Consider the following 18,801-nt stretch of genomic DNA (forward strand, 5'->3'; position numbering starts at 1 on the left):
GAACACGGTGAAACAGATAGCGCGAATCACGGTTCTGGCCGTCGGCCTGATGCTGGGGATGGCGTCCGCGATGGCCGCGCCGCAGACCTACAAGCTGCGCGTCGACGGGCTGTCCTGCCCGTTCTGCGCCTATGGCATCGAGAAGAAGCTGGGCGCGGTCAGCGGCGTCGAGCACGTGGCGGTCGACATCGCCAGCGGCACCGTTACGGTCACGATGGCGGACGGTGCGGTGCTGGACGAGGCCGTGGCCAGAAAGGCGGTGAAGGACGCCGGGTTCAGCCTGCGCGGCCTCCAACCGGCCGCCGCCGCCCCGCAGGAGGCGGGACAGGCGAAATGAAGGCCGCACTCAAGAGCGGTCTGGCCGTCTTGGGCCTGTCGGCCGCAACCGCCTGGGGTGCGCCGATCACCTTCAACACGGCACTGCCGGTGCACGAGGGCGGCTGGGTGCTGCGCGAGCAGTTCGTCTTCATGAAGGTCGCCGACGATCCCACGCCTGCCCGACGCGACATGAGGGTGAGCGGGCTGATTTCGGTGCTCGGCTATGGCGTGACCCGGGACTTCGCGCTGTTCGGCATGCTGCCCTGGTTCGACAAGCGCGTGGACATGCGCATGGGCGGACAGGATCTCACCCGGCGCGAATCCGGCGCAGGCGATCTGACCGTGCTGGGGCGCTACACCGCCTACCAGTACGATGCGCCCGGTCGCACGCTGCGCATCGCGCCGTTCCTGGGCGTGAAGGCGCCGACCGGCGAGGATGACGCGCGCGACCGCCTGGGGCGCCTGCCTCCGCCGGTGCAAGCCGGATCCGGTTCGTGGGACGTGCTCGGCGGTGCGGTACTCACCTGGCAGACCCTGGATTTCGAGCTCGACAGCCAGGTGAGCTACAAGGCCAACCGGGAAGCCAGGGGCTTTGAGGCCGGCAACGTCGCCGCCCTCGACGCCTCGCTCCAGTACCGCCTGTGGCCGCGCAGCCTGGGGGCCGGCGTCCCGGCCTTCCTCTATGGCGTACTCGAAGCGAATCTCGTGCATGCGGCCAGGGATCGGGTGGGGGGCGCCGACGATCCGAACTCGGGGGGGACGACGCTGTTCCTCACCCCCGGCCTGCAGTACGTGACCCGCAAATGGATCGTCGAGGCCGGGGTCCAGCTTCCCGTCATCCAACATCTCCATGGTGCGGCGCTCGGGACCGATTACGTCCTCACCGCCGGCTTTCGCATCAATTTCTGAGGCGCCGAATGCAGCTTCGATCCATCGCAAAGTGGGGGCGGAACATCACGCTCGTGCTGGCCGCGCTGATCGCTGCGGGCTGGCTCGCATTCGTGCCCCGCGCCAAGGGGCCGCCCTACGCGTTCGTCGCCGCGTGGGGCGAAAAGGGCAGCGCACCGGGCCAGTTCGACGATCCGACCGGAATCGCGGTGGTGGGCGACGAGGTGTACGTCGCCGATTCGCGCAACGGCCGGATCCAGGTCTTCGACTTCGACGGGCGTTTCAGGCGGCTATTCGGGACCCCCGGGAGCGGCCCCGGCCAGCTCGGCCGTCCCATGAACCTCAAGGTGCATGAAAGGCGCCTTTACGTCGCCGAGTACTTCAACGACCGCGTCCAGGTTTTCGGCCTCGACGGCCGCTCGCTGCGAATCATCGGCAGGCCGGGGAACGGGCCGGGCGAATTCAGTGCGCCCGGCGGCGTGGCGGTGGCGCCGAACGGTGATCTGCTGGTGGCCGACTTCTATAACCAGCGCGTCCAGCGGCTCGGCGCGGACGGCACTCCGGTGCGCCAGTGGGGCGAAACGGGCAAGATCGGCATATGGGGGGGCGAGTTCAACTATCCCACCGATGTCGCGGTCGGCCCCGACGGCACGCTTTTCGTTGCCGACGGCTACAACGACCGCATTCAGGCCTTCTCCCTCGCCGGCGCATTGCTGCGCAAGTGGGGCGGCCCGTTCGCGATCAACATCTTCGGCCCGTTCAACGGCTGGTTCGCCACGGTGACCAACGTGACGGTGGATGGGCAGGGCCATGTGTTCGCCGCCGACTTCTACAACCATCGTATCCAGAAATTCGCCGCGGACGGCACGTTTCTGACGGCCCTGGGCGCCAAAGGAAGCGGTCCGGGGCAGTTCGATCACGCCATCGCCGCTGCCGTGGCCGACGACGGCACCGTCTTCGCCGTCGATTTCGGCAACAACCGCATCCAGAAGTGGCGCCAGGCGCGGCCTGTGCTCGGAGGCTGACGGCCATGAGCGCAATCGCACGGGTTTCGTCAATCGAGGACCGGCGAATGCGTCCCCGATGCTTTGCGAATACACGTCGGACATGACGCTGTAAGGGCGGGCTTCGCGCACGCGACTAAATCCTTGAGTGGCAAGCATGTCGCTCGATCGGACTCAAGGAGATAGCCATGACAAGCAGGACAGGAACCCTTCGGCGCGCTCGCACCTATCGCAGACCAGCCCGCATAGCAGTCGCGACCCTGATACTGGCCGCCACGGCGGGCGCCTCGGCGCACACCGACTACTCGGAGAACGGCTCGACGCACTGGCTCGAGCACGTTCAGGCATCGCCCAACCCGGCCAGCGAGCGGCAGCTCGCGCCCTACGGTCATGCCGCCCCCGCCGCCGCACCGGGCAGGGTGATCGTGGTCGGCAAGGACACGCGCTATTTGAACGTCGAGCAGCTCGAAACGGTCGCGATCCGGAGCGGTGACCAGACCGTCAATTGGACCTTCGATACCATGCCGCGGCGCAGCTTCCCGCTCTCGAAGATCATTCCCGGGACCGACGGCGTGACGGTCTACGTCGCCGAGAGCCCGCTGTACAGCGGACGTTGATGTCGGCCGTCGATTCATCCGTTCGCCCTGAGCCCTTCGACAAGCTCCGGGCGAACGGTATTTGCTCGCCGGTCAATAGCCCGGCTCGTGCGGGCGTCAGCGTTCCCGCCTCGCCCAGGCCATCGGCGATGCGCCGAGCCGGGTCGAAAAAGCGCGCGAAAGCGCCGTGGTGCTCCCATAGCCGACTTCCTCGGCAACGATCTTGACCGGCTTGCCCTTGCGCAGGAGGGTTTGCGCGAGACCGATGCGCCAGTCGGTCAGGTAGTCGAGCGGGGTCTGTCCCACGGTTTCCCTGAAGTTCACGGCAAAACGGGCGCGCGACATGCCGGCACGCGCGGCCAGTTCCTCCAGCGACCACTTGCGCGCCGGCTCCGCGTGCATCGCCTGGATTGCGCGGGCGAGCCGGGGCTCGGCCAGGCCCGCGAACAGACCGGTCGGCATCAGGCGGTGCTCGATCGTATGACGCAGCACGTGCACCAGGACGACTTCGCACAGGCGGTCGACGATGGCCTGCCGACCGGATCGCTGCTCGAACGCCTCATCGAGCAGGAGGGCGAGCGTGCTCGCGAGCGCAGGCAGGTCGGCGAGGCGGATCACCAGTAAAGGAGGAAGGGCGCGCGCCAGGGGATTGCCCAGGCCGCCGCCGAACTCGACCGACGCGCAGACGACGTCCGCCCCCGTATCGCGATGGGTGCGCAGGCGGTGGCCGGCGGGCCGGGGGTAGAACAGGAGGCTGGGCTCCTCGATGTCGATGAGGCGGCGATCGGCGCCCTGCACCTGGAGCGGCCCGCGGCGCACGACGTGCAGGTGCCCCGCTTCGTCAGTGGCCTCGAAGGTCGTCACGCCGCACAGCGTGCCGGAATAGAAGACGCGCGCACTCAGCGCGAAGCGGTCGAGCAGGGATGACAGGCGGTCCATGAGATGTGAGACGAAAAGTCGTTAAAACGATACGGAGAGAGTCCTTGAGTATCGTTCGATCGCTCATTCTATGCACCGTGCACTTCCGCACGCAAATGCATGAATGGAGATGATGATGCCCACGATCCTTCCCTTGAATATTTCCGACGCCGACGAACCGACCGCAGCGACGCTCAACGCAGTCAAGGCCAAGCTAGGCGGCGTGCCGAACCTCATCGCGACGCTCGCCAATTCTCCGGCGGTGCTGCAAGGCTATCTGCAGTTCTCCGAGACGCTCGGTGCCGGACTGCTCAGCGCGCGCCAGCGTGAGATCGTTGCGCTGGCGACCGCCCAGGAAAACGTCTGCGGGTACTGCCTGAGCGCGCACAGCCTTCTCGGCAAGGCCATCGGGCTGAGCGAGGACGAGATCCGCCTGGCGCGCGCCGGCACGGCCAGCACCCCGCGTGAGGCCGCGATCGCGTCCTTTGCCCGTCAGCTCGTGAAAACGCGGGGGCGCCTCGATTCCGGTGCGGTGGCGCATGCGCGGGAGGCGGGGCTGTCGGACGCGGTGATCCTCGAAATCATCGCCAACGTCGCACTGAGCGTGCTGACCAACTACACGAACCACGTGGCAGGGACGGTGATCGATTTCCCGGTCGTGGAAGTCGCCTGAACGCAGACGTGAAAGCCAGCCAACCTGAGGGAGTTCGAGATGAAGCACGATGAGCATGAATCCGTTGCGGGCCGCCGCGACGTGCTGAAGGGTGTGATGGGGGCTGCCGCAGTGGGCCTCGCCACGGCGTTGTCGCCGACGGCGCACGCGCAGGCGAAGGCCGGATCGCCCTACGCCGACCCGGAGAAAAGCGCGCTGCCGCCGAGCAACATGGAATTGACGAGGGGCCGCACGGCCCTGCTGGTGGTCGATCCGCAGAACGACTTCCTCAGCGAGAAGGGGGTCGCGTGGGGTGTCGTGGGCGAATCGGTCCGCGAGCAGGGGACGGTCGCGAACATCGAGCGTCTGTTCCGGGCCGCCAAGGCCGCCGACATTCCCGTCGTGATCTCGCCCCACTACTACTATCCGAGCGACAAGGGCTGGAAATTCGAGGGTGCGCTCGAGAAGGTGATGCACAAGATCAAGATGTTCGACCGGTCGGGGCCGCTGAATCTCGGCGGTTTCGAGGGGTCGGGCGCGGACTGGCTGGAGCGGTTCAAGCCCTACATCAACGACGGCAAGACGATCGTCGCGTCGCCCCACAAGGTGTATGGGCCGCAGAACAACGATGTCGTCCTGCAACTGCGCAAGCAGCGAGTTGATCAGGTGATCCTAGCCGGCATGTCGGCCAACCTGTGCATCGAGAGCCATCTGCGGGAACTGCTGGAGACGGGGTTCGAGGTCGCGGTGGTGAAGGATGCGACCGCCGGTGCGAAGCTCCCCGACGGCGACGGTTACCTCGCGGCGCTGACCAACTTCCGCATGATCGCGAACGCGGTGTGGTCGGCAGACGAGGCGACGCGCCGTATCGCGGCGATGGCGGGCTGAGCTGGCGCACGACCGCGGCACCTTGGGCGCCGCGGTCGTCCCGCGAAGAAGTTCGGAGCAACTGTAAGGATTGGCGCGCCGACCCGACTATTTCCCATCAACGACACGACGACCGCGACAGGAGCACACGATGCACCCAACGTTTCCCTTGCTCGCCGTAACCGATTTTCCCCGCATCCGGCGGGGGACGATCGAGACGCTGCAGGTGAATCTCGGCTATCGCTGCAACCAGAGTTGCGTGCATTGCCACGTCAATGCCGGGCCGACCCGCAGCGAGGAGATGTCGGTCGATACCGCGAACGCGGTGCTCGATTTCATCGCCGCGAGCCCTTCGGTGACGACGCTCGACCTGACCGGCGGCGCCCCGGAGATGAACGCGAACTTCCGGCGCCTGGTCGAGGCGGCACGTGCCCGCGGCCTGCGCGTGATCGACCGCTGCAATCTGACGATCCTGGAGGAGCCGGGCTACGAGGACCTGGCGCGATTCCTCGCCGATCAGGGGGTGGAGATCGTCGCCTCGCTGCCGTGCTACCTGGAAGACAACGTCGACCGGCAGCGCGGCAAGGGTGTGTTCGAGGCGAGTGTCCGCGCACTGAAGAAGCTCAATGCGCTGGGCTACGGGGCTTCCGACCGCAGCCTGCAGCTCAGCCTGGTCTACAACCCGCAGGGCCCGGTGCTGCCGCCTCCGCAGGCGGCGCTGGAGGGCGCCTACCGCGAGCATCTCGGCGAGGCGTTCGGCATCGTCTTCAATCAACTCTTCACGCTCGCGAACATGCCCATCAAGCGCTTCGGCAGCCTGCTCGTCTCGAAGGGGCAGTTCCACGACTACATGCGCACCCTGCGCGACGCGCACCGCTCGGAGAACCTCACCGCGGTGATGTGCCGCAGCCTCGTCAGCGTCGATTGGCAGGGCTATCTCTACGATTGCGACTTCAACCAGCAGCTCGACATGCCGATCGCCGGCGGCGGCCGTCCGCGCCTGCATCTGCGCGACGCGACCGCCGCGACGCTCGGCGGCGGCGTGATCCGTGTCGCCGACCACTGCTACGGCTGCACGGCGGGGCAGGGGTCGAGCTGTGGCGGCGCGCTGGGCGAGGGCCATTCCGAAAAATCGAGGTGTGCGGCCTGACCGGCGTGTCGCCGCGGATCCGACATTCAACCCCGAGGGAACACAAGCCATGCATGAACTCGTGAAGGACTATTACGGCAGCCGGCTGCAGGGCAGCGAGGACCTGCGCACCACCGCCTGCTGCGATGCGAGCCTGACGCCCGCGTGGCTGAAGCCGCTGCTCACCAGGGTTCATCCCGAAGTGCTGTCGCGCTACTACGGCTGCGGGCTCGTGTGCCCGCCGTTGCTCGACGGCTGCGCCGTGCTGGACCTGGGCTGCGGCTCGGGGCGCGACGTGTACGTGCTGTCGCAACTGGTCGGCGAACGCGGGCAGGTCGTCGGCGTGGACATGACCGAGGAGCAGCTCGCCGTGGCGCTGCGGCACCGCGATCATCACCGCGAAGCCTTCGGCCATGCCCGCGACAACGTGGGCTTCATGCTGGGCTATATCGAACATCTCGACGAACTCGGGCTGCCCGACGCGAGCTTCGACGTGGTCGTGTCGAACTGCGTCGTGAACCTCTCGCCGGACAAGGACGCGGTGCTGCGCAACGTCTTCCGCCTGCTGAAGCCGGGCGGCGAGTTCTACTTTTCCGACATCTATGCCGACCGCCGCGTGCCGGCACAGGTGCGCAACGACCCCTTGCTGTATGGCGAATGCCTCGGCGGGGCGCTGTATTGGGGGGACTTCCTGGCGCTGGCGAAACGCCACGGCTTCGCCGATCCGCGCCTGGTCGAAGACCGACCGATCGCGATCACCGACCCTGCCCTGGCCGAACGTGCCGCGGGGGTCGGATTCCACTCGGCGACCTACCGCCTCTTCAAGCTCGACGGCCTGGAGCCGCAGTGCGAGGACTACGGGCAGGCGGTGATCTACCGCGGCACGGTGCCGACGATGGCGCAGCGCTTCCGCCTCGACAAGCACCACGACATCGAAGCCGGGCGCGTCTTCCCCGTGTGCGGCAACACCTGGCGCATGCTGCACGAGACGCGTTTCCGGCCGCACTTCGAGTTCATCGGCAATTTCGAGCGCCATTACGGCCTGTTCGCAGGCTGTGGCAGTTCGATGCCCTTCGACCGCGACGCGCAGACCGCCCCGGGCGGCTGCTGCTGAGGAGGCGCGATGCAATTCCTGTCGAGGAATCTGTTTTTCGTGGTGACGCTCGTCGCCGCCCTGTTCGCCACGGGATGTGCGCGCGAGTCGGGCGAACATCTCGTCGTGACCGGATCGAGCACCATCGCGCCGCTCGCGACGGTGCTCGCCGAACGCTTCGAGGCCACCCATCCGGGTGTCAAGATCGACGTGCAGGCCGGTGGTTCGGCACGCGGCGTCGCCGACGTGCGCCAGGGTTTGGCGAACATCGGCATGGTGTCGCGCGCGCTGAAGGCGGACGAGGGGGACCTCCTCGCCGACACCATTGCCCGGGACGGCATCGCGATCATCGTGCATCGCGACAACCCGGTGGCCGCGCTCACGCGCGAGCAGATCATCGCGATCTACACCGGCCAGGTGCGGGACTGGAAGGCGGTCGGCGGCGCTGATGCGCCGATCACGGTGGTGAACAAGGCCGAAGGGCGCTCGACGCTCGAGCTCTTCCTGAGCCACTTCAAGCTCGAGGCCCCGGCCATTCGCGCGGACGTCGTGATCGGCGACAACCAGCAGGGGATCAAGACCGTGGCGGGCAACCCGCAGGCGATCGGCTACGTGTCGATCGGCACGGCCGAATACGAGGCGAGCCGCGGCACGCCGATCCGCCTGCTGCCGCTCGGCGGCGTCGAAGCCTCGACCGCGGCGGTTGCCGCCGGGCGCTTTCCATTGTCGCGCCCGCTGAACCTGGTCCATCGCAGCGAGCTTTCCGGCATCGCGCGCGACTTCATCGCGTTCGCGCGCTCGGCCGAGGTGAACGACCTTGTCACCGGCCAGTATTTCGTACCGCCGGCCGTCCGCTGACCGCCTGCTGTATCGCGCGCTCGCGATCTCCGCGGGTGCCGTGGCGGCCATCCTCGCGCTGATCCTCGTCTACCTGACGGCGGCGAGCGCCGGCCTGCTCTTCGCCGACGCGGGGCTGTGGCGGCTCGACTGGCATCCTTCGCTCGGCGCCTACGGCCTGCTCGCAATGCTCGTCGGTTCGCTGGCGGTGAGCGTGCTGGCCGTGCTTTTCGCCGTGCCGCCCGGCCTGGTGCTCGCGGTGTGGGGGCGTTTCTTCGCGCCGCCGTGGCTGGGCGGGCTGTACCGCGGCGCAATGGGGCTGCTGGCGAGCATTCCGTCGGTGGTGTATGGCTTCTGGGGGCTGGTGGCGCTGGTGCCGTGGCTCAATCGCTGGGCGCCTCCGGGGGCGAGCCTGCTCGCCGGGGCACTGGTGCTGGCGCTGATGATCCTGCCCATCCTCGTGCTGCAGGCCGACCTCGCGCTCGACGAGGCGCGGCGCCGGCACCTTGCCGCGGCCATGGCGCTGGGCGCTTCGGTCAGCGGTACGGTGCGCCGCGTGCTCCTGCCGACGGCCGCGCCGCAGCTGCTCCCGGCGGTCCTGCTGCAGCTCGGGCGGGCGCTGGGCGAGACGATGGCGGTGCTGATGGTGGCGGGCAACGTGGTGCAGTTGCCCGAGGCCATCACCACGCCGATCCGTACGCTCACCGCGAACATCGCGCTCGAGATGGCCTACGCCAGCGGCGCGCATCAGACCGCGCTGTTCGCCAGCGGATGGCTGCTGCTCGTGCTGGTGACACTGATCATGCTCGGCGCGCGCGCGATGGCCGGACGCTTCGCGGCGGGGCCGGCCGGCGGGGGGAAGGGCGATGCGCATTGACGCGCTCGATCGCGCGACGCGCAGCGATCGCCTGCACGGCCGCTGGATGGGCCTGTTCGCGATGTTGACGCTGCTGGTGCCGCTGCTCCTGATCGGCGAACTGCTGGTCGACGGGCTGCCGGCGCTGGGCGCCGACTTCCTGCTGCGTGCGCCGACGGACGCCGGGCTGGGCGGCGGCATCGGCTCCGTGCTCGTATCCACGCTGTGGGTGCTTGCGGTGTGCCAGGGTGTCGTGCTGCCGCTGGGGCTGGGCTGTGCGCTGTTCCTCGTCGAGCACGTGCGGGCCGGGAGCCGTCTCGAACGCGCCCTGCAACTCACGCTCGACATCCTCGGCGGCGTGCCCTCCATCGTTTTCGGGCTGTTCGGCAACCGCTTCTTCGCGGTCGAACTGGGGCTGGGTTTCTCCATCCTGTCCGGCGGGCTGACGCTCGCCTGCATGGTGCTGCCGCTCTTCATCCGCGCCGCGGAGCAGTCCCTGCGCCTGTGCCCCGACCGCTACCGTAGCGCGGCCGCGGCGCTGGCCTTGTCGCGCTGGGGCTTCGTGCGCCGCATCCTGTTGCCCACCGCCGCCCCGGGCATCGCACTGGGCGTGGTGCTCGCATCCGGCCGTGCGCTGGCCGAGACGGCGGTGCTGCTATTCACCGCCGGCTACGTGACGCGCTGGCCCGGAAGCTGGTTCGACTCGGGCCGCACGCTGGCGGTACACATCTACGACCTCGCGATGAACGTATCGGGGGGCAGCACCAATGCCGCCGCGAGCGCGCTGGTCCTGCTGGTGCTGGCCATCGGCATCCAGGCACTCGCCGTCGCACTCGGCCGGATCTCGAGGGGAGCTTCAGCATGATCGATGACCGCAAGACCGCGCCCGCACTCGAACTCGATGACGTGTCGGTATCCTACGGCAAGCGCCCGGCCGTCCGGCATGCGAGCCTCAGCGTCGCGCCGGGCGAGCTGATGGCGCTGGTGGGACCCAGCGGCTGCGGCAAGAGCAGCCTGCTCGCCGCCATCAACCGCATGACCGACATGGTTCCAGGATGCCGCGTCAGCGGCGACATCCGCATCGACGGCGCCTCCGTGATGGGGCAGGGGATGTCGCTGCCACGCTTGCGGCGGCGGGTCGGCATGGTGTTCCAGCAACCCAACCCCTTTCCCCTGTCGATCGCCGACAACCTGCATTTTCCGTTGCGCGAGCACGGCATCGGCCGCCGCGACGTGCGCGAACGCATGGTCGAGCGCGCGCTGCGCGATGTCGGCCTGTGGGGCGAGGTGGCCGGACGCCTCGACCAGTCGGCGCTGACGCTTTCGGGTGGCCAGCAGCAGCGGCTGTGCGTCGCGCGGGCTATCGTCCTGGCCCCCGAGGTGCTGCTGCTCGACGAGCCGTGCAGCGCCCTCGATCCGATCGCGACGGCGTCGGTCGAACGCCTGATCCGCGACCTGAAGGGCCGCTACACGATGCTGATGGTCACGCACAACCTCGCGCAGGCGCGACGGCTCGCCGACGCGGTCGCCGTGTGCTGGGTCGAGAACGGCTGCGGCTGCGTGGTCGAGAGCGGGGCAACCGAGCATATCTTCATGAGCCCCGGTCACCCGGCCACCCAGGCCTACTGCCGAGGGCTGGCGGGTTAGGCGACTCTCGCCGCACCGAAAATCGGGGGTTCGTCAGCAGTCTGAAGGCCGGTCGAAAGACCGGCCTTCCCGCTTTTGGCCAGTCGATCTTCGATTCCCGCGTGTGCGGGCGGCATCCCCCATCTCGTCACATCTTGCTGAACAGGTATGCGAATGCGACGAAGCCCATTACGATCCAGAAGGCGAGAAATGCGGGCCAACGGACCCTGTTGAACCAGCTGTCGTCGATTCTCCGATGCGGCGATCCGGGTGTGGCGGCCGCGTGCGTGCGACGGTCCTCGGTGGAAAGCTCCGGTGGGGTACCGCGTCCGGAGTAGTAGTTGGCGGTTGACATGATGGACACCTCTTCCCGAACGGCTACGCGCTGGTTTCGGGTCGCATTCGTTATCGATCCGGTCCCAGTTCAATTACCTTAGACATCCGCCACGCGCGGTCGCAGGAAGTTTTGCACGGCGCGCAGAAAAAAACGGGGGACGCAACTTGCGTCCCCCGTCCAGGCGGCATTCGGGTAGGTCGGGCGCTCGCTCAGGCGCCTGCCGCCTGGATGCGATGGAATACCTCCGGAAGGTTGACGATGCGGTTTCCCACCAGGGCGATGCGCTGCTCGGCGACGCCGGCACGATGCAGCCTGTCGAAGCTGCCGCGCTCGGCGACCCAGACACGCACGTGCGGGTGCTGATCGATCAGTTCGGCGAGCATCAACGCTCCGGTCGCGTCCAGGTACGACACGTTGCAGAGGTTCAGGGTGCGGATCTTTCCGTCCTCGAGGTGGGCGTGGATCTCGTTCTTGAGGGCGGAACTGGTGAGGAAACTGATGCCGTTATTGACGGTGAGTACCGGGTGACCGTGCAGGTCGCGCACGTCGAGGCGGTGGTCCGCGAGCATGCCGCGCAGCGCGAGAATGAGCATCAGGGCAATGCCGACGGGCACCGAGACGGTCAGGTCGATGGTCACGGTCAGCAGGACCGTGAGGGCGGTGAGCATGCCTTCGCGGCGGTCGATTCTTGCGATGGTGCGGATTTCATGCACTTCGATGAGGCGTCGTGCGGTGAGCAGGAGGACGGCAGCGAGCGAGGCCATGGGCAGCATGCTGATGAATCCGTACAGCAGTGCGACGAAGGCGGCGAGGAACACGGCGTGGACGATGGCGGCCGTCTTTTCCGTTCCGCCGCTCATGACGTTGGTGCTACCGCGCACGATGACGCCGGAAGTCGGCAGTCCGCCCACGAAGGGGACGACCAGGTTGGCGAGTCCGAGGCCGAACAGTTCGCGGTCCGGGTTGTGCCGGGTGTTCGTCATCGCGTCCAGGGCCTTGGAGGAGAGCAGGGACTCGACGGCGATCAGGATGCCGAGGGTGAAGGCTGCGGGCAGGATCTTGTCGAGATGGGTCGTCAGGGTCGCGAGGAAATCCGCGGAAATGCCCACGTTGTCGACCGAGATTTCGTACAGGGCGCCGATGGTGCGCACCGGGTGGCCTGTGCTGGCGAGCGCGAGGGACAGCATCGTGCCGGCGAGGAGGGCGATCAGCGGTGCCGGAAGCCAGCGCGCCATGCGCGTCTTGCCCCACGTCACGGCTGCGGTGACCGTCGCGATCATCACGACCAGTTCCCAGAGGTTGCCTTCGCGCAGATGCGTGGCGGTGAAGGCGAGTTTTTCGATGATGTCATGCCCCTTGGCTTCGATTCCCAGTCCGGCGGGAATCTGACCCAGCAGGATCAGGACGCCGATGCCGGTCGTGAAGCCGACGATGACCGAGTGGGGCATGAGCTCCATCGCCTTGCCCAGACGCAGCAGGCCGATGGCGATGACGACGAGGCCGGCGAGGAAGGTCGAGGCGAGCAGTACCGGCAGGCCGTGTTGCGCCATCAGGCCGTAGAGGATGGTGATGAAGGCTGCGGCGGGGCCCGAGACCTGGAAGCGCGAGCTGCCGAAAACGGCAGCGATGAGGCCGCCGACGACACCGGAGACGATACCGGCCATCGGGTTGGCGCCCGATGCGATGGCGAAGGCGATGCACAGCGGAAGCGCGACGACCGCGACGATAAAACCGGAAAAGATGTTGTTGGGGCTGAAACCCGATATCAATGTTTTCAAGCTGACCTCCTGGATCAATGCAGGGCGGCGTGACGCGTCTCAGGACGCGGCAAGCAGTGCCATGGGGCGTTGTCGGTGGGGAAGCTGGGGGGCGGCCAGCGGCGCGAAGGCGAGCTGCGCGGGGTCATAGGCCTCGATCACGCCGTGTTCGATGACGTAGTACCAGCCATGGATGTTCAGATTGCCCTCGGCGACGCGGCGCGCGACGGCGGGGTAGGTCATGAGGTTGGCAAGGTGCTGGACGACCATCGCCTTTTCGGTTGCGCGCATGACGTGATCACGCTCGTTGCTGCCGACGAACCCGGCCGGCTTCCGGTGCTGCTGTTCGCGAGCGCTCTGGGCGAGGACGAGGTCGCGCACGCTGCGCCCCTGTGCGAGCCAGCGATAGGTGAGTTCGAGTTCGTCGTGATGTCCGGCCTGGTACAGGGCGGCGCAGGCGCCGCAATGCGAGTGGCCGCAGACCACGATCTCCGACACGCCGAGGACGGAAACCGCGTACTCGATGCTGGCGCCCGTGGAGTTGCACTCCTGCCCCGGGCGATACGGCGGGACCATGTTGCCGACGTTGCGCATCACGAACAGGTCGCCGGGATCGGATTGGGTGACCGCGTGGGGAATGATGCGGGAGTCGGCGCAGGTGATGAACAGCGTGTCGGGATTCTGACCCTTGTCGACGAGTTCGGCGAACTTCGCCCGGTTTCTGCGGAAGTAGCCGCGGTGGAACCGTGCGACGCCTTTTACGAGGGAATCGACCATGTTGAACCTCCTGTGAAGACGGGAACGGCGTGTGCCGCAGGTCCCTTTCGCAGCTTCCGTGCCAGAGGGGATTATCCTTATTGAAATCAAGGTTTTTCTGCAGCGCCGGGTCTGGCCTGCCGAATGTCGTGTCGTGACGCGGTGGAAATCTGTCGGCTGCTGGCGACTGAATCGGCGATGTGCAGATAAGGCGATGATATTGCAGACATTATTTTGTCGCTGCGAAACGACACCCCGATTTCGTATGCCGTTGGGGAAATTTCCCAGCGGCCCTGTGCCGTCGAAGCGGAGACGCCCGCGCCGTGGGCGAGGCAGCAGTCAGCCGCGCCGTGCGCGCCAGCGCGCGTGGATTTCACGCAAGGCAGACAGGCCGCCGAGCGGAACGGACAGGCCTGTACCGCCGGGAATCCCGGGCGCACGAGGGTTGATGCGGATCAGGGTTCCGTCGGCGCGTTCGCCGAAACGCCGTATCGTCGGGATGTCGATGCCGGCACCCACTTCGACGACGGCGAGGCGCCCGACGCGCCCGAGCCATTCGGCCAGCGCACATTGCTGTGCGGCGCTGCGCGAGTCGATCCAGTCCCAGTCGTCGAACATCAGGACGTTGGGGCGCGCGATGCCTCCGCAGTGGCGGCAGCGCGGCAGCTCCGAGGTCAGGCGGCATTCGGCATCGTCGACCCGGGGCGCGAACCCGGCCGCCTCCCAGATGTCGTCGCGACAGGGGCCGAGGCACTGCAGGTGGTGAATGGAACCGTGGATTTCGGCGACGCGCGACGCGGGGAATCCGGCCTTCTGGAACTGGCCGTCGACATTGCTCGTCAGGACGAATGCGCCCCAGGGCATGTCGTCGGCGATCTCGCGCAACAGGCCGAAGCCTTCATGGGGAACCGTTTCGCGGTAGAGGCGCAGGCGGTGGCCGTAGAACCCCCAGGCGCGCTCCGGGTCGGCGCGGAATGCGGCGGGGTTGGCGATGGCGGTGAAGGACGTCCGGCTGCGCGAAAGCGCGGGGTACGCGGTCCAGAAGCCTTCGTCGCCGCGGAAGTCGGGCAGGCCCGAGTCCACGCCCATGCCGGCGCCGGCAGTGATCAGCAGGGCGTCGGCGCGTGCCAGCACCGCAGCGCACCGGTCGAGTGTGGCGGAAACTTCGGAAGTCATGGGCCGACGTGGCCGAAGGGCAGGGTCAGCTCCCCGTGCCGGCACTCGTGCCGGCCAGGCGCCGCAGCACGCCGAGCATGTAGCGCCCGGCGCGGCCGCTCGGTTCCAGCCCGTTCTGCCGCTGTACCTCCTCGATCGCTTCGCGGCTGGTCTTGCCGATGACCCCGTCGATTTCCCCGACCGGGTACCCGAGGCGCGTGAGCAGGGTCTGCACTTCGCGGCGTTCGGCCCGGGACAGCCCGGGGTCATCGGTCGGCCAGGGTCTGACAAACGCCGCGGCGCCGCGGAGCCGATCCGACAGATGGGCAATGGCGAGCGCGTAGCTTTCGGCCGTGTTGTACGAGTAGATCGCGTCGAAGTTCCGCAGCACGAGGAAGGCCGGGCCGCCTTCGCCGGCGGGCAGCAGGATGGCCGCCGCGGTGGTGGAGGGTTCGAGCGGGGTTCTGTCGATGCGCTGGATGCCGAGCCGCATCCAGTCGGCGATCGAACGCTTGTTGTGCCGGCCTGCAAGCGAAGTATCGAAGCCGGCGGGCAGCGCTACTTCGTAACCCCAGGGTTGCCCGCCGATCCAGCCAGCCTTGGCGAGGAAGTTCGCGGTGGAGGCGAGGGCGTCGGGAATGCTGTCGACGAGATCGCGCCGTCCGTCGCCGTCGAAGTCCACCGCCACGCGGGCGAAGGTGGAGGGCATGAACTGCGTGTGCCCGAAGGCGCCGGCCCAGGAGCCGGTGAGGCGGGCCGCGTCGACGTCGCCGTTTTCGATGATCCGCAGCGTGGCGAAGAATTCGCCGCGAAAGAAACCCTGCCGCCGCCCCTGGCAGGACAGCGTCGCGAGCGAGGTGAGCAGCGGGCGCTTGCCGACGGTGCGGCCGAAGTTGCTCTCCACGCCCCACACCGCCACGATCGTCGCCGGGTCGATGCCGTAGGCGGCTTCCACGGCCTGCAGGGTCGTGGCCCACTGCTGCATCATCGCATGCCCGTCGGCGATGCGTTCGTCGTCCACCAGCCCCGCCAGGTAATCCCAGATCGGCGTGCGGAACTCGGGCTGGTAGTCGAGCTGGCCGAGCACCGAGTTATCGGGTTCGAGGTTCCTGGCGTACGTGTCGAACGTTTCCGGCTTGATGCCACGGGTTTGTGCCTCCGTGCGCAGGTCGCCGATGCAGCGGTCGAACGAAGCATCGGCGGCGGCGGGCAGGGAGAGCAGGGTGGTCGCGAGGAGGCTGCAGACAAGGGGGGGCTTCAGGGTCATCACTGGCAGGCTTGGGTGCGCGAATATGCCGATGGTACTCCCCTTGCGCCCGTCTCGCCGAATGGCGGGAAGCGTCGGCACCTGTGGCATGCTTACTGGTTTTGCCAATCCCGCGCAGCTCGTGCCCGCTGCGCGCCCTGTGAGCCGTTCGATGGAAGTCGTGCTTGGAATCATCCTGCCGGTGTTCGGCACCCTGGGGCTGGGTTATGTCGCGGCGCGCCTGGGCCTGTTCGACGAGGCGGCGAACCGCGGCCTGTCCGTGTTCGTGTTCAACTTCGCCCTGCCGCTGATGCTGTTCCGCGCGATCGCGCAGACGGACCTTCCGGAAGCCTTGCCGTGGGGTTACCTGCTGTCGTATTTCATCGGCGCGTTCTCGGTGTTCGGCCTGTCGATGCTTGCCAGCAGGCTGCTGTTCGCCCGCAACCTCGCGGAGCAGGGGGTGCTGGGGCTGGGGGCGAGCTTCTCCAATACCGCGATGCTCGGCATTCCGCTGGTCGTGACGGCCTTTGGCCCGTCGGCAGCGCTGCCGCTGTTCATGCTGATTGCGGTCCATAGTCTCGTGATGCTGCCGCCGACGACAGCGCTGATCGAAACCGCGCGCGGGGGCAACCAGTCGCCCGCCCGGCTCGTGCTCGGCCTCGTGCGCAGCATCGCCGCAACGCCGATCATCTGGGGCCTGAGCATCGGCCTGACGCTGGCCACGCTGGGCGTGTCACTTCCCGGGCCGGTGGATGCCGTTGCAAAGAGCCTCGGCAGCGCGGCCGCACCGTGCGCGCTGTTCGCCCTCGGCGCCTCGCTCACCCGCTACCAGGCGGGCGGCAATCTGCGGGAGCCCCTGATGCTCGTGCTGCTGAAGACCATCGTCCATCCCGCGCTCGTCTGGCTGCTCGCGACCCGCGTGTTCGAGGTTCCCGATCTGTGGGCAACCGTCGCCGTGACGCTCGCTGCCTTGCCGACGGGTGTCACGCCCTATCTGTTTGCGCAGCGCTATCAGGCCGGCCTGGCGACCTCCGCTTCGGCAGTCTTTCTTTCCACGATGCTGTCCGCCGTGACCCTGTCGGCCCTGCTGCTGGCGTTGCGCACCTGACGGTCACGAGACGCGGAGCGGGACAGATTCCCGTTCAGGCACGCCGGCGTTCACGCGCGCCTTGCAGGATTCGCTCACATTTCCGGCGCGGCCCCCCCGGCTGCAGAGTGGCACTTTTGACGTATCCTTCGGGCATTCCCTGCGGAAATCGGCGCGGAAGTCCTCCGTCTTCGCCCGGTTTGCGCGCCCGAACTTCGATATGGATCAGCATGAACCTGCACCCCGTAATCCTCTCCGGCGGTTCCGGCACCCGGCTGTGGCCGCTCTCGCGCGAGCAGTATCCCAAGCAGCTGCTGGCGCTGATCGGCGACGACACCATGCTCCAGCAGACCGCGACCCGGCTCGACGGCTTTTCGGGGAGCCTTCCCGTCGCCGCCGAGCCGATCGTCGTGTGCAACGAGGAGTACCGCTTCATCACCGCCGAGCAGATGCGTGCGATCGGCCGTCCGACTTCCCGCATCCTGCTCGAACCGGTCGGCCGCAACACCGCGCCCGCGCTGACGCTGGCGGCCCTTTCGGTGGTGCGGGAGGATGGCGACGGCGTCCTTCTGGTCATGCCCGCAGACCACGTCGTCCGCGACCGCGAGGCCTTTCACCGTGCCGTCGCGACCGGGCTGGAGGCGGCGAGGGCGGGCGCGATGGTCACCTTCGGCATCGTCCCGGAACGGCCGGAAACCGGCTACGGCTACATCCGCTCGGGTAGCGAATGCAGTCCGGGGGTGCGCGAGGTCGAAGCCTTCGTCGAAAAACCGGATGCGCGCACGGCGGCGGAGTATGTCGCAAGCGGTGCCTATCTCTGGAACAGCGGTCTGTTCATGGTGCGCGCCAGCCTGTGGCTGAAGGCGATCGGCCATTTCAATCCCGCGATGCTGGCCGCCTGCGACGCGAGCGTCGGCGCGGCGGCGCGCGACATCGACTTCGTCCGCATCGGGCGGGACGCGTTCGAAGCCTGCCCGTCCGACTCGATCGACTATGCGGTGATGGAGAAGCTTGCCGGCACGCCCGGGCTGGGCATCGCCCCGCGCGTCGTGCCGATGTCCGTCGGCTGGTCCGACGTCGGCGCCTGGGATGCGCTGTGGTCGCTCGCCGACAAGGACGAAGCCGGGAATGCCGCACGTGGCGATGTCGTGCTCGAAGGCACGACCAACAGCCTGGTCCATGCCACCAGCCGCATGGTTGCGTGTGTCGGGGTCGACGGGCTCATCGTCGTCGAGACGCCCGATGCCGTGCTGGTCGCCCACAAGGACCGCACGCAGGACGTCAAGCAGATCGTCTCGCGTCTCAAGGCGGACAAGCGCAGCCAGGTCTACGCCCATCGCAAGATCCACCGGCCGTGGGGCTGCTACGATTCGATCGACAACGGCCAGCGTTTCCAGGTCAAGCACATCGAAGTCAAGCCGGGTGCGGCGCTCAGCCTGCAGATGCATCACCATCGTGCCGAGCACTGGATCGTCGTGCGCGGCACGGCGAAGGTCACGCGTGGCGATGAAACCTTCCTGCTGACCGAGAACCAGTCGACCTACATCCCCCTGGGGGTGACCCACCGTCTCGAGAATCCGGGAAAGCTGATGCTCGAGATGATCGAGGTCCAGTCAGGCGGCTATCTCGGCGAAGACGACATCGTGCGCTTCGAGGATACCTACGGCCGCAAGTAGGAG

General features: G+C 67.5%; 20 protein-coding genes. 14 read left to right on the forward strand and 6 right to left on the reverse strand.

Translation table 11 applies throughout. The annotated features are described in order from the left end of the window. Window positions 1-7 precede the first annotated feature (7 nt). The 4 genes from GPA22_RS12740 (at window position 8) to GPA22_RS12755 (ending at window position 2,827) form a co-directional block, all read left to right on the forward strand. Window positions 8-337, forward strand: a complete 330-nt coding sequence (locus tag GPA22_RS12740; protein ID WP_343036030.1) for a heavy-metal-associated domain-containing protein — start codon at window positions 8-10, stop codon at window positions 335-337. Further along, window positions 334-1,227, forward strand: coding sequence for a transporter (locus tag GPA22_RS12745; RefSeq protein WP_169256444.1), 894 nt, complete (start codon window positions 334-336; stop codon window positions 1,225-1,227). The genes GPA22_RS12740 and GPA22_RS12745 overlap by 4 nt, the downstream gene beginning before the upstream one ends. 53 nt (window positions 1,228-1,280) lie before the next feature. Further along, window positions 1,281-2,231: an NHL repeat-containing protein gene (locus GPA22_RS12750; RefSeq protein WP_343036031.1), complete on the forward strand. Its 951-nt coding sequence runs from the start codon at window positions 1,281-1,283 to the stop codon at window positions 2,229-2,231. Between the two features lie 167 nt (window positions 2,232-2,398). Further along, window positions 2,399-2,827, forward strand: coding sequence for a CzcE family metal-binding protein (locus tag GPA22_RS12755; protein WP_169256446.1), 429 nt, complete (start codon window positions 2,399-2,401; stop codon window positions 2,825-2,827). 96 nt (window positions 2,828-2,923) lie between these two features. On the opposite strand, the gene GPA22_RS12760 is transcribed toward GPA22_RS12755, so the two are convergent. After that, a complete protein-coding gene (locus GPA22_RS12760) occupies window positions 2,924-3,745 on the reverse strand; it encodes an AraC family transcriptional regulator (protein WP_169256447.1) in 822 nt (273 codons plus the stop codon). A 115-nt stretch (window positions 3,746-3,860) separates the two neighbouring features. Here GPA22_RS12760 and GPA22_RS12765 point away from each other — a divergent pair, with 115 nt between their 5' ends. From GPA22_RS12765 to GPA22_RS12800, 8 genes are all read left to right on the forward strand, one after another. Further along, a complete protein-coding gene (locus GPA22_RS12765) occupies window positions 3,861-4,397 on the forward strand; it encodes a carboxymuconolactone decarboxylase family protein (RefSeq protein WP_169256448.1) in 537 nt (178 codons plus the stop codon). Window positions 4,398-4,436: 39 nt separating this feature from the next. Further along, window positions 4,437-5,264 (forward strand): cysteine hydrolase family protein, encoded by an 828-nt coding sequence (locus GPA22_RS12770; protein WP_169256449.1) that lies wholly within the window; start codon window positions 4,437-4,439, stop codon window positions 5,262-5,264. 130 nt (window positions 5,265-5,394) lie between these two features. Beyond that, window positions 5,395-6,393, forward strand: a complete 999-nt coding sequence (gene arsS, locus GPA22_RS12775; protein WP_169256450.1) for an arsenosugar biosynthesis radical SAM (seleno)protein ArsS — start codon at window positions 5,395-5,397, stop codon at window positions 6,391-6,393. Between the two features lie 49 nt (window positions 6,394-6,442). Continuing rightward, window positions 6,443-7,486 (forward strand): methyltransferase domain-containing protein, encoded by a 1,044-nt coding sequence (locus GPA22_RS12780; protein WP_169256451.1) that lies wholly within the window; start codon window positions 6,443-6,445, stop codon window positions 7,484-7,486. Window positions 7,487-7,495: 9 nt separating this feature from the next. Beyond that, entirely contained in the window at window positions 7,496-8,323 is an 828-nt protein-coding gene (locus GPA22_RS12785; protein ID WP_169256452.1) for a phosphate ABC transporter substrate-binding protein, read from the forward strand. Beyond that, entirely contained in the window at window positions 8,283-9,179 is an 897-nt protein-coding gene (locus tag GPA22_RS12790) for a PstC family ABC transporter permease (RefSeq protein ID WP_211169102.1), read from the forward strand. The genes GPA22_RS12785 and GPA22_RS12790 overlap by 41 nt, the downstream gene beginning before the upstream one ends. Further along, complete coding sequence (gene pstA, locus GPA22_RS12795) at window positions 9,169-10,023, forward strand: phosphate ABC transporter permease PstA (protein ID WP_169256453.1); 855 nt, start codon at window positions 9,169-9,171, stop codon at window positions 10,021-10,023. The genes GPA22_RS12790 and pstA overlap by 11 nt, the downstream gene beginning before the upstream one ends. After that, the gene (locus GPA22_RS12800) at window positions 10,020-10,805 is read left to right on the forward strand and encodes a phosphate ABC transporter ATP-binding protein (protein ID WP_169256454.1); all 786 of its coding nucleotides are present in this window, start codon (window positions 10,020-10,022) and stop codon (window positions 10,803-10,805) included. Before pstA ends, GPA22_RS12800 begins: the two co-directional genes overlap by 4 nt. Before the next feature lie 127 nt (window positions 10,806-10,932). On the opposite strand, the gene GPA22_RS12805 is transcribed toward GPA22_RS12800, so the two are convergent. From GPA22_RS12805 to GPA22_RS12825, 5 genes are all read right to left on the reverse strand, one after another. Then, window positions 10,933-11,139 carry a hypothetical protein gene (locus GPA22_RS12805; protein WP_169256455.1) on the reverse strand — a complete coding sequence of 69 codons (207 nt, stop codon included), beginning with the start codon at window positions 11,137-11,139 and terminating at the stop codon, window positions 10,933-10,935. A gap of 191 nt (window positions 11,140-11,330) precedes the next feature. Then, window positions 11,331-12,899, reverse strand: a complete 1,569-nt coding sequence (locus tag GPA22_RS12810; RefSeq protein WP_169256456.1) for a SulP family inorganic anion transporter — start codon at window positions 12,897-12,899, stop codon at window positions 11,331-11,333. 39 nt (window positions 12,900-12,938) lie between these two features. After that, entirely contained in the window at window positions 12,939-13,655 is a 717-nt protein-coding gene (locus GPA22_RS12815; protein WP_169256457.1) for a carbonic anhydrase, read from the reverse strand. Window positions 13,656-13,973: 318 nt separating this feature from the next. After that, window positions 13,974-14,810, reverse strand: coding sequence for an SIR2 family NAD-dependent protein deacylase (locus GPA22_RS12820; RefSeq protein ID WP_169256458.1), 837 nt, complete (start codon window positions 14,808-14,810; stop codon window positions 13,974-13,976). 25 nt (window positions 14,811-14,835) lie between these two features. Further along, the gene (locus GPA22_RS12825) at window positions 14,836-16,056 is read right to left on the reverse strand and encodes a lytic murein transglycosylase (protein WP_169256459.1); all 1,221 of its coding nucleotides are present in this window, start codon (window positions 16,054-16,056) and stop codon (window positions 14,836-14,838) included. An 88-nt stretch (window positions 16,057-16,144) separates the two neighbouring features. Between GPA22_RS12825 and GPA22_RS12830 the strand changes: the two genes are divergently transcribed. Further along, on the forward strand, window positions 16,145-17,143 hold the full coding sequence (locus GPA22_RS12830) for an AEC family transporter (protein WP_246264311.1): 999 nt from the start codon (window positions 16,145-16,147) through the stop codon (window positions 17,141-17,143). A 209-nt stretch (window positions 17,144-17,352) separates the two neighbouring features. Further along, on the forward strand, window positions 17,353-18,798 hold the full coding sequence (locus tag GPA22_RS12835) for a mannose-1-phosphate guanylyltransferase/mannose-6-phosphate isomerase (RefSeq protein ID WP_169256460.1): 1,446 nt from the start codon (window positions 17,353-17,355) through the stop codon (window positions 18,796-18,798). The last annotated feature ends 3 nt before the right edge of the window (window positions 18,799-18,801 follow it).

The organism is Aromatoleum toluvorans (genome assembly GCF_012910905.1).
GTDB classification, from domain to species: domain Bacteria; phylum Pseudomonadota; class Gammaproteobacteria; order Burkholderiales; family Rhodocyclaceae; genus Aromatoleum; species Aromatoleum toluvorans.

Coding starts and splice junctions, on each gene's coding strand:
- GPA22_RS12805 (WP_169256455.1), bottom strand. CDS start 11,139: ATGTCAACCGCCAACTACTACTCCGGACGCGGTACCCCACCGGAGCTT.
- GPA22_RS12785 (WP_169256452.1), top strand. CDS start 7,496: ATGCAATTCCTGTCGAGGAATCTGTTTTTCGTGGTGACGCTCGTCGCC.
- GPA22_RS12770 (WP_169256449.1), top strand. CDS start 4,437: ATGAAGCACGATGAGCATGAATCCGTTGCGGGCCGCCGCGACGTGCTG.
- GPA22_RS12835 (WP_169256460.1), top strand. CDS start 17,353: ATGAACCTGCACCCCGTAATCCTCTCCGGCGGTTCCGGCACCCGGCTG.
- GPA22_RS12815 (WP_169256457.1), bottom strand. CDS start 13,655: ATGGTCGATTCCCTCGTAAAAGGCGTCGCACGGTTCCACCGCGGCTAC.
- GPA22_RS12755 (WP_169256446.1), top strand. CDS start 2,399: ATGACAAGCAGGACAGGAACCCTTCGGCGCGCTCGCACCTATCGCAGA.
- GPA22_RS12760 (WP_169256447.1), bottom strand. CDS start 3,745: ATGGACCGCCTGTCATCCCTGCTCGACCGCTTCGCGCTGAGTGCGCGC.
- GPA22_RS12820 (WP_169256458.1), bottom strand. CDS start 14,810: ATGACTTCCGAAGTTTCCGCCACACTCGACCGGTGCGCTGCGGTGCTG.
- pstA (WP_169256453.1), top strand. CDS start 9,169: ATGCGCATTGACGCGCTCGATCGCGCGACGCGCAGCGATCGCCTGCAC.
- arsS (WP_169256450.1), top strand. CDS start 5,395: ATGCACCCAACGTTTCCCTTGCTCGCCGTAACCGATTTTCCCCGCATC.
- GPA22_RS12830 (WP_246264311.1), top strand. CDS start 16,145: ATGCTTACTGGTTTTGCCAATCCCGCGCAGCTCGTGCCCGCTGCGCGC.
- GPA22_RS12780 (WP_169256451.1), top strand. CDS start 6,443: ATGCATGAACTCGTGAAGGACTATTACGGCAGCCGGCTGCAGGGCAGC.
- GPA22_RS12800 (WP_169256454.1), top strand. CDS start 10,020: ATGATCGATGACCGCAAGACCGCGCCCGCACTCGAACTCGATGACGTG.
- GPA22_RS12825 (WP_169256459.1), bottom strand. CDS start 16,056: ATGACCCTGAAGCCCCCCCTTGTCTGCAGCCTCCTCGCGACCACCCTG.
- GPA22_RS12765 (WP_169256448.1), top strand. CDS start 3,861: ATGCCCACGATCCTTCCCTTGAATATTTCCGACGCCGACGAACCGACC.
- GPA22_RS12745 (WP_169256444.1), top strand. CDS start 334: ATGAAGGCCGCACTCAAGAGCGGTCTGGCCGTCTTGGGCCTGTCGGCC.